Consider the following 13179-nt stretch of genomic DNA (forward strand, 5'->3'; position numbering starts at 1 on the left):
AGGTTTTGAAAAGCCGTGCCAGCGCTGGCGTCTACAGCAGGATGGGCAACTCGTCGACGTACATCTGGTTGATGTCGGTGTCGGACACCACGCCCGTCCACACGCGTACGTCGTCCACGAGACCGTGCGCGAAGTCGCTGTACGTGCCGTTGCTGATCCGGCCGCGCCCGATGTTGAAGGTGCCGGTGGCCTGCCAGGGCGAGGTGAACACGATGCCGTCGCCGGTGTCGTCATCGGTGTCGGTGTCGCCCTGCGCACCCTGGCGGGTGCCGTTGACGTACAGGAAGAGCTGGTGATGAGCGCCGTCGTAGACACCGGTCAACAGGGTCCAGGCCCCCGGGTCGACCAGCTGGGCCGAGGCGATGCTCGCCGGCGCGGTCACCACCGTGGCGCCGGTGCCGGCGGCGTCCGCGGTGGTACGGCCGAACACCCACATGCCCTGCGCGGAGCCCGCAGCCTGGTCGTACCACAGGCCCCACGAGTCACGGACGCCGCCGGACTGGGTGGCGATCCGCATGTGGTGGGCCACCGTGGTGTCGGACAGCGAGGCCGCGTCGAGCTTGGCCCAGGCCGCCACCGTGAAGTCACCCTGGGAGTCGATGATCGGCCCGATCGCGGTGGCGTTGCCGGTCGAAGTGCCGTTCAGGGAGAGGACGTTGCCCTTGCCGCCGTCGGTGTCGGTGCTCCAGGTGGCACCGCCGGCGACCGTGGCCGTGTGACCGTATCCGGAGGAGTCGGCGGCACTGGTGCCCGAGGTCTCCTCCAGCTTCCACTCGGCGGCGAGCGCCGGCTGTGCCTGCCCTGTGGACGCGTCGGTCATCGCCTGGAGGTCGGCGATCTCCTCCTCCGACAGGATCCGGTTCCAGGCGGTCACCTCGTCGACCTGCCCCGGGAAGTAGTCGCTGAACGCGCTGCCGTACTGGCCACGGGCGATCTGGAGCCCGCCGGTGCCCTGCCAGGGCGTGGTGAAGGCGACCGGGTCACCCTGCGGTACGCCGTTGACGAACAACTGGATGGTCTGTTCCTGCGCGTCGTACACGCCCATCACATGGGTCCAGATGCCGGCTTCGGGCGTGGTGGTGCCGATCGAGCGGACGATGGCCGGTGCCGCCACGTCCGTGGTGTACCGGTTGAAGACCCACGCGTTGTAGGAGGTCGAGTAGTAGATCGCGAACGCCGACCCGTTGACCCCGGCCTGGGCGACGGCGACGGAGTTGTGGGACGTGCTGGTCAGCCGGGCCCACGCCGAGATGGTGAAGCTCTTGGTGGTGTCCAGGACCGACGAGCCGGTCGCCGCGTACGACGAAGTCCCGTTGGCCTGGAGGGACTTGCCGAGCCGGGCGAGTGAGGACCAGCCGGCCGAACCGGCCAGGGTCGCCGTCCGTCCGCTGACCGAGTCTGTGGCCGTGGTGCCGGTGCCCTCGTCGAGGGACCAGTGGGCGACGGGGCCCGCGCCGGGCGCGACCTTGAAGGTGTACGTGTAGCTGAGCGAGTCGTTGCCCGCCGCGTCCCAGGTCTGGACGGTCAGGGTGTTCACCCCGCGCACGTTCGGTGCCAGGGACACCGCGTAGCTGGTGGTGGCGGCGGTGAAGGTCTTGGTCCGCACCGGGTTGTCGTTGAGCTGGTAGGTGTACTTGACCACGTCCGAGGCCCCGTTGGCCTTGAGCGTGAATGTCGCGGGCACGCCCACACCGCCGTATGCCGTGCAGTCGTCCGGGCTGTCCGGGCTCGCGCACTCCTGGTACGTCGTGGAGTCGACGTCCGGCTGCACCGGCTTCGAGGAGTCGATCCGGAACCAGCACCCGCTGGTCCAGGCCGAGTACATGTAACCGGTCGTGCCGTTGAAGGAGTACTTGTACTCGCTGCGGGCTCGGAACCAGTACGTCTGCCCGTTCGTCAGCGCCGCCGACGTCCAGGTGCCGGTCGTGCCGGAGGTCGTGTAGGCCGACGGGCTGCCCGAACCGGCCAGCGGGTCAGTGACATCGGGGTCGTACTTGTAGACCTGGAAGTTGGGCCGCAGTGTCGACTGTGAGCCGTCCGCCGACTTCGGCGCCGCCCCCAGCGTGGGCGTGGCGTCCCGGATCACGGCGGCGGTGGCGCGGGTCGTCGCACAGGCCAGGTTCGGGCTGGAGAGCTTCACCCCGGTCGGCGTGGACGGCTTGGACACGAACGTCACCGACAGGGTCGGCTTGGTGTCCGACGGTGAGGCGAACTGCTTCCAGGCGATCTCGTCACTCTCGTCGGAGGCCCGCAGCCCGAGCGTGGTGGTCGACGCGGACTGCCCGGCGGTGTAACTCACGGCACCGGTGGCGTCGAAGGAGACGTTGCCGCCCGGGCAGGAGGACGAGTAGCCCTTCGCGGTGGAAACCGAGTCGACCTGGGCGGACCAAGACGGCTGCGCATTCCATGTGGTGCCCGAGGAGATGGACCCCGTACGCCACAGCTGCACTGCCTTGTCGGTGCAGTTGGCCGACCACACCTCGAGCGCCGAGAAGGTCGCCGAGAGGATCTTCTTGCCACCGAGGGCGTGCGTGTCGAACTGGTAGAGCGAGCGGGCCTTCTTGTTGTCCACCCACGCGTCGTAACCGACACCCAGCGCGTGCGAGGTCTTCCAGAACGACGTCGACGGTGAACTCGTCCACACCGTCGTCCACCCCGTCAGCGACGCACTGGTCGTCTGCGGGTCGAGGACCACCGGGTAGGTGGTGTCCGGGTTGTCGAGGAACGCCTTGTCCGGCTTCAGGGTCAGCGCGCTGTCGGAGGCGGTCACGTCCATGGCGGTCGCACGGGCGCCCGGGGCGGGCCCGTCGAGCGCGCCCTGGTCGGCGACGGCCGTCCGAGCGGCAGCGGTTGTGACGTCGTAGGAGGCCTGGGAGACGGTGTGCGCGGTCGCGGCCGGGGCGATGGCCGCCGCCGACGAGTCGTACATCATCGCGGCGCCGGTGGTGAACACCGGCCGGCCGTCGGCGCCGACGAAGGCCGCGCCACCGGAGTGGGTGTCGTACACGGAGACACCGTCGACCGAGACCGGGAAGCGCACGCTCGCCAGCTCCGGACTGTCGGCCGCCGTACGGGACTTGACGACCAGGTTCTCGCTGAAGCCGTCTGCCGTCGCCTGCACCACCAGGTCCGTGCCGGGCAGAACGTCCGCGTACGTCGCCGTCGAACCATCGAGGGCCGGCGCCGGGAGCGTCCAGGGCGAGCCGACGCTGTACGTCTTGCCGTCCTTCGTGATCCGCGCCAGCGGGTCGTGCGCACCGCCCCCGGAGAAGGTGATGTCAACAGCAGCGGCCTTCGGCGCCAGTTGACCGCCGGTGGTGGTCACGAGGCCGGTGTCGACGGGCACCCAGCCCGACGCCTGCCGCACCCGCACCGGCTCGGGATCGAACTCGACGGTGAACGTGCCGTCCGGCTTCGCCGTGACCAGTTGCGTGGGAGTCGTCTCGGCGTCCACCGCGACGGGCACACCCGACTGCGCCGCCTGGCGCGACGCGACCGCCTCGGGCGACAGGTCAGTCGGGTCGTCCGTGACCGAGGAAGCCCGCACGGGCGCGTCGTCAGCCGCGTGAGCACCCGCCGCACCCAGCAACTGCACCAACAACGCAGACGCCGCCAGCCATCTCAGCCGTCTCCCGGCACACCACATAGCCCGACCCCCGCAATCACAGATCCTTCACTGCCGTTCACAGCCGAGTGATCAAAACCTGAGGGCTTACTTAAGTCAACGAAGTCAATTAATTCCCAAGGGGACCAAGTGAATCAAACCGCCCCACAGGCGATCGTCAACAAGTAAAGAAAAAGAAACAGTTCGCTGATCAATAGACCTGCTCAGCGCAAAGGGAACAAGGGGAGGCGGTAGTTGACCCAACGGGAGCCCACCGACCATCCGGCCCAGCGGCAAGGAAAGGCAAAGTCTCTATCAAGCAAGGAATTCGACATGAAGGCTGACGCCTCGCTCCCCGCTCATCCCACCACCCGGACCAGCAGGCGACTGCCCTTCGCAGTACGCCACCAGAGGGCGGTACGAGAGCCCCCGCCCCAGACCCCTGCCCGCCATAAACGCCACCGCCCTCGGCCATTTACTCCTGAAGAACCCCAACCCATGCCCCAAGGACGCGCTGACCTGCGGTGGGCCCCCCTTGCTTGCCCCCAGCGGAGATCGCACCCCGCCCGAATCCGCCCAGCCAGGCTCCCGACGACTCTCGCCCCACCACCTGTCGCAGCGAGCGGCGCTGCGCATCACAACGACGGAGCGCACATGACCGCCGGAACTCCCGCCGACGACTACCCGAATCACCGGAACCCACATCACCACCGCAGGTGTCGCACATTCTCTAAATGAAGCATCCCGCAACAGACGGGACTCGCCGTCGAACTTCGCCGCCACCCCGAGCATCCCGGCTGTTGCCCTCGGGTCGACGATCAGCCGCCGCTCCTACTTGATGGGGCGAGTCACGCACCTACTTGTCGAATACCCACAAATCGCCGGTCAACGCTGAACCCAGGAATGCGGGCCCCTTATCGCCGTCCGAGCGCTGCGGCTGCACTCATGGCCTCACATTGGCCACACCTGATCCTTGACAGCTCATCAGCTAAGGCCGCCACCACCGCAAAAGCCCAGTTCAAGGGCCCGACCCTAGATGTCACCACAGGAGCTGCACCTTGGACCTACGCATTACGATGCGTAGACAGCATGCATCCGATTGGCCCGGATTCCAAGGTCAACAGAAACAAGAAACCCCAGGTCAGAGGCATGACCTGGGGTTCACCATGGAGCCGCCTTCGGGATTCGAACCCGAGACCTACGCATTACGAGAACACTAGTGATCGTGACACGAGCTGCCACCCTATGCCTCCGGATCCAGCTTTGCCTGATCAGAACACATGCGGCCTTTTGGCCGGTGTTATCGCGTCCACCTGGTCCAGAGGCGTCCGGCCTCCCCTTGGCCTCCCATGGGTCCAACGTCCGCACCAAGGTGCTGTCCAGCGGAGTCGTAGGCACGGTCTTTGGCTGTGCAAGGTTGGACTGTAGAGAGTCCACATGGCGCTGCTCGGAATGGCAACTCTGGCTGGTGTGGATAGGGCGACGGTCGGCAGCGTACCTCCGGGCGGTGGGGATCCTCGGCCGCCCCGGAGGGCGACAGCCACCGGCACCCTCCAGCGAGTACGTGCCGATGCCGTCGCCGTTGCGATCCTCAGTCGCCACGGAGGACGACCGCCAGTATGCGCGGGGCCCGCAACACGCACGCCACGTGGATGTTGCGATCCCTGGTTCACCCCGGAGAGCGACCGCCACGTACGGTCCGTCCGGCCACGTCCGTTTCTGGGAGAAGTTGCGATCCTCGGTCACCCCAGAAGGCGACCGCCACACAGGGCGCACCGGTCGTGGACGTAGACGACGTGGGTGTTGCGATCCTCGGTCACCCCGGAGGACGACCGCCACTCTGCGCCAGCGTGATGTGCAGCCACTGGTCCTCGACGTTGCGATCCTCGGCCGCCGCGGAGGACAACCGCCACTTGGGGCGTTCCGAGCTGTCATTGGGGTCGTCGTCTTTGGGTCCTCGGTTGCCCCGAAGGACGACCGCCACCGGCGACCGACCGGCTTGGGCTACTGCTGATGGTGCTGTTGTGATCCCCGGTCGCCCCAGAGGGCGACCGCCACCCGTGTGGCGGGACGGCTCTGCAAGTTCTCTCCCGGAGTTGCGATCCTCGGCCGCCCCGGAGGGCAACCGCCACACTCAACCTCGCGGCGCTCGGCGTCCAGGTCGATGACGTTGCGATCCTCGGTCGCCTCGAGGGCAACCGCCAGTCGATGTCCTCGTCGGCGATGCGCGCTGCCTTGCCGTTGCGATCCCCGGTCGCCCCAGAGGGCGACCGCCACGTCCACGCCGATCGGGAAGGCGTAGCTCCCCCTCGGCCCGTTGCGATCCTCCGTCGCCCCGGAGGGCGACCGCCACCCGCCAGCCGGGGCGGTATCGCCGATCACCGCGCTGTTGCGATCCTCGGTCGTCCTGGAGGGCGACCGCCACCGGGTACGGCCGGATCGGCTACCACGGCACTGCGAAGTTGCGATCCTCGGTCACCCCAGAGGGCGACCGCCACGTCCAGCTTGGCCCGGTTCAGCCGGGTCATGGCGTCGTTGCGATCCTCGGTCACTCTGGAGGGCGACCGCCACTCGAGGTCGACGAGTTCGTTGTCGATGGCCTGTTTGCCGTTGCGAACCTCGGTCATCCCGAAGAGCAACCGCCACCCGGCGCTTCTTGGCCCGCTCCTTTCGGTTGCGATCCTCGGCTGGCGCAAAGGACAACCGCCACGGAGCCGTCCGCGTCTTCGCCGAGGACGGGAAAGTAGTTGCGATCCGCGGTCACCCCGGGGGGGCGACCGCCACGTGCACCTCGGCCGAGCCGTACTCGGAACGGACCTTGTTACGATCCCCGGTCACCCCAGAGGGCGTCCGGCACGTAGTCCCGCACCATCTCCTAGGTCGCCCCGGAAGGCGACCGCCACATTCTCGCCGGTGTCTCAGTCAGTGGCGACCGTACGGTTGCGATCCTCGGTCACCCTGGAGAGCGACCGCCACCACAGGTCGACGAGCCACGCCCAGGAACCTTCTTGTCGTTGCGATCCTCAGTCACCCCGAAGGGCGACTGCCACTTGTCCTGGTCGACGATGACGCCGCGCTGGGAGAGGTTGCGATCCTTAGCCGACCCGAAGGACGACCGCCACTGCGGGGACGGCTACACATCGACCGCAACGGGTCGGCGTTGCGATCCTCGGTCACCCCGGAAGGCGACTGCCACGGGAGCGGTGGGGCCGCAACGGCGCGCAGACCATCATGTTGCGACCCTCGGCCGCCCCGGAGGGCGACCGCCACACGCGGTGCAGGGTAGTGATCGCCTGTCCGATCACGGGGTTGCGATCCTCGATCGCCCGGAGGGCGACCGCCACTCTTGCGCTGCTCCTGCTGGTCCTGGAGGCGCGGGAGTTGCGATCCTCGGTCACCCCGGAGGGCGACCGCCACGCCCAGGCCGGTGCCGTGGGCCTTGATCGCCGTGGCGTTGCGATCCTCGGTCACCCCGGAGGGCGACCGCCACCCGCTCCTTCGTCTTCCGGCCGTAGCCGTCCGCGAAGTTGCGATCCTCGGTCACCGCGGAGGGCAACCACCACGTTGCCCTCCAGCGTGGCGCCGGGCTCAGTGAAGGGGTTGCGATCCTCGGCCACCCCGAAAGGCAACCGCCACCCGAAGCCCGCATGCCGTACGTCGGGGACTCGATATGTTGCGATCCTCGTCTCTCGGACGGCGGCCGCCACACGGGATGCCCCGGGGCTTGAGGATGCGCTCGATGGTGTTGCGATCCTCGGTCACCCTGGAAGGCGACCGCCACGGCTCGGGCGAGCCACGCGAGCGCCCGGGCGGCATCGTTGCGATCCTCGGTCAGCCCAATGGGCGACCGCCACCCGGGCGGGGTGCCCCCGTCTGGCCAGGGCGCCGGAGTGTTGCGATCCTCGGTCACCCCGGAGGACGACCGCCACCAAGCCCCCGGTCGCCTTCGACCCGGACGCCGTGAAGTTGCGATCCTCGGTCATCCCGAAGGACGACCGCGACTGCTCAGCTCGCTGCTCCGGGTCGAGTTGTTCCGGGTTGCGATCCTCGGTCCCCCTGGAAGGCGACCGCCGCATCAGCCCGCACTGGCCTTCGGGGACGAGCGGGTTGCGGTTGCGATCCTCGGCCCCCCGAAGGGCGACCGCCACGGGAGCCGGTGCCCGCGCCCGCGCCCGCGCACGTGATGTAGAAATTGCGATCCTCGGTCACCCCGGAAGGCGACCACCACCATCGTCCTCTTCATCGTCATCCTCAAGTCCGCGAAGTTGCGATCCTCGGTCGCCCCAGAGGACAACCGCCACGGTCGACGAGTTCGTTGTCGACGGCCTGCTTGCCGTTGCGATCCTCGGGTCACCTGGAGGGCGACCGCCACCGGCGAGGGAGTCGACACCGTTGGCGAGGCGGTAGCCGTTGCAATCCTCGGTCACCCCGGAGAGCGACCGCCACTCAAGATCTTCTCGGCCTCGCTCGCAGTCGTCAGGTAGTTGCGATCCTCGGCCGCTCCGCAAGACGACCGCTACGTGCCGCGGTCGCCGTGCGTGCCGAAGGGCAAGGCGTTGCGATCCTCGGTCACCCCGGAGAGCGACCGCCACTACGTGCCGGACACCTGGGACGTGCGCTCCACCCTCGTTGCGATCCTCGGTCATCCCGTAGGACGACCACCACGACATCCTGAGCGCTCCGCTGAACGAGCCGATCCGGTTGCGATCCTCGGTCACCCCAGAGAGCAACCGCCACGCGGGGATCGCCGGTCGAGTAGTGCTGGATGGCCCAGTTGCGATCCTCGGTCACCCCGGAGGGCGACCGCCACTTGATCTCGCGCGCCAGACCGTCCGGCCTCATTTCGTTGCGATCCTCGGTCGCCCCGGAGGACGACCGCCACGCGGGCTCAGACCCGCAGAGGTCGTGCTGACCAAGACGTTGCGATCCTCGGTCACGCCGGAGGGCGACCGCCACCAGCCGGGCGTAGGACATCGTGCGGTCGATCTCCACGTTGCGATCCTCAGGCACCCCGGAGGGCGACCGCCACGTGCGTTGATGTTCAGCGGAGTGGTGGTCGGCCCGTCATTGCGATCCTCGGTCACCCCGGAAGGCGACCGCCACTCGGAGTCTCCAGGTTGCGGACCCAGTCGATGCCCGCGTTGCAATCCTCGGTCACCTCGAAAGGCGACCGCCATCGGCGGAGATTTGCCTGGCTCGCTCGTCTTCGGTGGAGTTGCGATCCTCGCTCGCCTCGAAGGGCGCCCGCCACTGCTTGAGGCAGTACTCGATGGCCGACCGGAGCCGGTGTTGCGGCTCTCGAGCGCCCCGGAGAGCGACCGCCACGATGACGGTCGGTGCCCTCGCCCAGTCCCCGAAGATGCGATCCTCGGCCACCCCGAAGGACGACCGCTAGGTGAAACCGAAGGTCAGGTTGAGTCAGACACCGATGTTGCGATCCTCGGTCACCCCAGAGGACGACCGCCACGAGCCGACCCAGTCGACGTACGCCTCCATGAGGCAGTTGCGATCCTCAGTCACCCCGGAGGGCGACCGCCACCGGTGATCGTTTCGTACGGCGAACCCGGTGTGTTGTGGTTGCGATCCTCAGCCGCCCCAGAGGGCGACCGCCACCCGAGTCCGTGATCGGGCACCTGGAGTGGACGAACCAGTTGCGATCCTCGGTCACACCGGAAGGCGACCGCCACGAAGATGCTCAGCGTCAGAGTGACCGTGCTGCGGAAGTTGCGACCCTCGGTCACCTTGGCGGGGGACCGCCACTCGACGGCGAGGACGGCCCGCTGCGCGGGGAGCAGCCGTTGCGATCCTCGGCCACCCGGGAGAGCGACCGCTAGTGGTTATCCGATCAGGGTGGTGAGGGTGACGCCGTCGGGCAGTCCAGCCTCCTGCACGTCGACCTGGTAGTCGGTGAACGCGCGGGCGGTGGCATCACCGGGGCCCTTGATGGTGATGCGGTCCAGAAGCTGGCGCGCGGGGGCTTTGCCGTACTTGTCGTCGTGGGTGAAGACGTACAGGCCGCGCAGGTTGAGTTCGCCGCGGGCGGCGGCGCGGTCGTGGTCGAACATGAGGGTGAAGGCGCGCCAGAACATGGCGAGGTCGTCGCTGGTGACACCGGTGCGGGCGGCGAGGGGGGCGCTGAAGTGGCCTTCGCCGCGGTAGAGGCCGTAGGGGACGATGTGCTTGGAGCCCATCTCGGTGTTCTTGCCGGCGTCGACGTCTTCCTGCCTGGTGGGGGTGACGCGGGTGATGCCGTATTCGAGGGGGGTGACGGGGTCGACGGAGCGGGAGAAGGTGAGCTGGAGGGGTCCGCGGACGCGGCCGGCCTGGCGGTCCTTCTTACCGGTGGTCATGACAGCGCCGAACATGCGGATGTCGAAGAAGGTCTGGCACATCCACTGCTGGGCGTCGAGCTGGCTGGCCTGGTCGCCGAGGGCGTCTGGGGCGTAGGCGCGTTCGTGCTGGGCGTTGAGGGCGACGCCGGCTTCGACGTAGATGTCGTAGCCGGGTTTGTTGTCTTCCTCGTTGAGGAGGGAGACGGTGTTGCGGATCTTCCGCTTGAGGGCGACGTCGGTGATCAGGCCCTGGCCGGAGACGGGGTCGGTGCGGGGCATGCCGCCGGCGTCGGGGTCGCCGTTGGGGTTGCTGTCGCGTGCCTCGATCAGGTACACGAAGTCGATCTTGTGGTTGGGGTCGAGGTGCGGCGCGGTCATGGGCTGGTTCTCCTGGTCTCGGTGAGGTCTGGGGCTGCCGGGTCGGGCAGGGCAGCATCGGATGGGGAGGGGATGTGCTGCGGGGGTCAGGCCGCGGGCGGCGCGGTTGCGGGCTCGTCCGGGCCGCTGGCGTTCTCGTCGGCTTTTTGGGCCTGCTTGTGGGCGGCGCGGGCCGCGTTGTCGGCGGCACGCTGCTGGTCGTAGCCGAGGACGAACCATGCCTGCTGGCGGGTGGTGAGCAGCAGGGGGATGCCGTCGTCGAGCTGGGCGAGCGCGGCGAATGCCTCGGCCAGGCGCGCGTCGAGGGCGTAGTAGGTGCCGCGTTTGTCGCGGCGCAGCCGTTTAAGGTGGCCGCTGGCTCCGGCGCGGAGGGTGGTGAGGACGGCAGCGGGTGCGGTCATGGCGGTGCCGAAGTACTTGTCGCCGATGGTGGTGTTGATGTCGCCGAGGGCGGCGTACTGGATGGCTTGCAGGACGGCGAAGGCGCGTCCGCACAGGTAGCCGGGTTCCCGGTTGGGTTCTTCGAGTTGGGGTGCGGGGCCGGTCACCTGGTGGTCCTTCCGGTTCGGGTGGAGTGCGAGGCGGAGCAGAGCAGTGCGGGGATGGTCGACGCGGCCGTCGGCGCGGATGCGCTGCAGCAGGTGGGGCAGGAGGCGGGCGGGCATCGGGCCACGGGTAAGGGCAGCGCGCAGCAGCTCGTTCTCCAGCCCCTTGGGCCCGCTGCGGGCGACGTACCGGCCAGCCTTGTCGTCCCAGCGGCCGGCCGCCAAGGCCAAATGCCACAGCGGCAGGTAGCGGTACTTGTGCTCCCAGCCGTCGTAGGCCCGGTGGTGCTCGAACCAGGCGCCGAGGTGGTTGCGCAGGCGGCCGACGGGGATGTCGAGCCAGTCCAGGACCACCGCGCGGGCGTTGTTCAGGCCGAGGGTGAGTGCGTAGTAGGCACCCGGGTCCAGGCGCTCGGCGGCGATGGGGTCGGGGCACTCGTGCAGGGCGTCGAGAAGCTTGGCGACGCTCTCCTCGGTCGGGGTGTCCAGGCATCCGAAGAGGTCATCGACCGGCTCCTTGGTCCACCACACGGTGACCGTGTCGCTCCCGCGCCGACGGTGCGTGTCGGTGGACAGCAGCAGGTTGAGCGCGGCCATGGCCCGGCTCCCGCAACGTTCACACACTGGAGTGTTCACCAGCTGCAACGCCCCGCCGCGGCCCTGGGCGGCGGCGTTGATACTGATCAGTTGGGAGTCGCGGCCCAGGCCCCTGGTGGGGATCGCCCCGGACTTGATGCTCTCGGGGATCGTGGACAGCAGCTCGCCCTGCTCGCCGCACACCAGGCACAGACCTGTCGCGCCGCTGCCGGACTTGCGGGCCCGCACGGTCGCCGCCCACAGGGCACACGCCGTGGGCAGTTCGTGCAGCCAGGTCCCGTCATGGCCCAGCAGGGCGACGGTGTCGGCCGAGGTGATGTCGTCGGGCAGCGGAATGCGGGCCAGGCCACCGCTGGTGACGAAGGCATGCACGGCCTGCGCGTACGGATCGTCCGGAGCGCTCTGGGCCCAGGTCAGCAGCAGGTCGGTGTATTCGCGGTGGCGTCGGATGGCTTCCGCCCTGGCCGCCTCGCTGACAGTGCCGTCCGTGCCAACCTTCGGCACCGCCAGAACGTACTGGGCGGTGTCGACCAGCAGGTACGGCGGCGGCATCTTGCCCGACCGGTAGGCGTAAGGGGCGTCCCTGGCAAGTGGCTTGTCCTTCGATCCCTTGGCCGGGCGGCGGTCGTGAAGCTGGGCGGTTAAGCCGTCGGCGTCGATCCGCAGCACCCACTGGATCTTCTTGGGCCGGTAGTAGGCGGGCGGGAGCATGCCGTCGGCCTCGGCCCGTTCGGCGACTTCGGTCAGACGCTGCAGCAGCATCGGCGCCTCACCCCGCCTCGGCCCCGTCTGCACGCCAGCCGGATCCGGTCGGCATGACCACCTCGCCCGCTCCCAGCGGCCTGAGCGGCACCTGCAGCACGCCCTGGTGCAGCTGGGCGTGGAACCAGCGGTACTCCTCGCCGCCGGAGGTCGGGTAGCCGATCGAGTGCAGCATGACGCCCAGGTCCTCGTCCCGCTTGATGGGCGCGGTGTCGGTCTGTGGGCCGAAAGAGGCGCTGAACTCGCGGCAGCCGAGAAACGGCTGGGCAAAGCAGGCGCCCTTGTCCACGCGGCGGCGCAGTTGCTCGCGGTACTTCTCCTCGCGCCCGCCCTGGCCGCGTTCGGTCAGGACGACTTGAGTGCGGATGCGGTAGTTGACGTCGCGCAGCAGCATGCTGTTGCGCTGGTCCCGGTCCTTCTCGACGTCGTAGCGGCGGCCAGGGTCCCTGCGCAGGGCCGCGACCTCGCCGGCCGTGATCACGGATTTGACCTCGTTACGGCGGACCGCCGTCCACTCGATCGGCGCGAGGACTTCGATCGACCGCACCACGTACTGGAATTCCGGCTTCCAGAAGATGGCCTCCAGCACCCCCACGGCCGCGGAGGGTCCCATCACCGGATACGAGACCCGTTCCACCTTCAGCTCCGGCCGGGTGAAGCAGGCCAGCGGACCGGCCACTTCCACCACAAGATCCGGAAATACCCAACCGTCATTGCCCCGCCGTTCAACTCGCCGCGAGGCAGCAGCTACACGAGACGCCACGCCCACACAACTCCTCTCCTGGATTCCCAAGTCGTCCTGTACTTCGCTGTGTTGTCGCCCAGGCCGGTCGACGCCAGTAGCTGCACACCGTAAGGGCAGCCACTGACATCGCCTCTGACCTGCTGGTTAGCCGACGTCCAGGCGAAGCCTGAGTCGACCGCGCATGACTAGGGAGATGACGACGATCACAACGACGCC

General features: G+C 68.4%; 5 protein-coding genes. All 5 read right to left on the bottom strand.

Translation table 11 applies throughout. The features are described from left to right. Window positions 1-31 precede the first annotated feature (31 nt). The 5 genes from LUX31_RS19430 to cas5c all read right to left on the bottom strand — a co-directional run bounded on the left by LUX31_RS19430 (window position 32) and on the right by cas5c (window position 12897). On the bottom strand, window positions 32-3547 hold the full coding sequence (locus LUX31_RS19430; RefSeq protein WP_235476050.1) for a LamG-like jellyroll fold domain-containing protein: 3516 nt from the start codon (window positions 3545-3547) through the stop codon (window positions 32-34). A gap of 2435 nt (window positions 3548-5982) precedes the next feature. After that, window positions 5983-6231, bottom strand: coding sequence for a hypothetical protein (locus LUX31_RS19435; RefSeq protein WP_235476051.1), 249 nt, complete (start codon window positions 6229-6231; stop codon window positions 5983-5985). A gap of 3210 nt (window positions 6232-9441) precedes the next feature. Continuing rightward, window positions 9442-10314 carry a type I-C CRISPR-associated protein Cas7/Csd2 gene (cas7c, locus tag LUX31_RS19440; RefSeq protein WP_235476052.1) on the bottom strand — a complete coding sequence of 291 codons (873 nt, stop codon included), beginning with the start codon at window positions 10312-10314 and terminating at the stop codon, window positions 9442-9444. An 86-nt stretch (window positions 10315-10400) separates the two neighbouring features. After that, the gene (cas8c, locus tag LUX31_RS19445; protein WP_235476053.1) at window positions 10401-12218 is read right to left on the bottom strand and encodes a type I-C CRISPR-associated protein Cas8c/Csd1; all 1818 of its coding nucleotides are present in this window, start codon (window positions 12216-12218) and stop codon (window positions 10401-10403) included. A gap of 7 nt (window positions 12219-12225) precedes the next feature. Then, on the bottom strand, window positions 12226-12897 hold the full coding sequence (gene cas5c, locus LUX31_RS19450; protein ID WP_235476054.1) for a type I-C CRISPR-associated protein Cas5c: 672 nt from the start codon (window positions 12895-12897) through the stop codon (window positions 12226-12228). Between the last annotated feature and the right edge of the window lie 282 nt (window positions 12898-13179).

Origin of the sequence: Streptomyces sp. GQFP (assembly GCF_021545335.1) — a bacterium.
GTDB lineage: Bacteria > Actinomycetota > Actinomycetes > Streptomycetales > Streptomycetaceae > Streptomyces.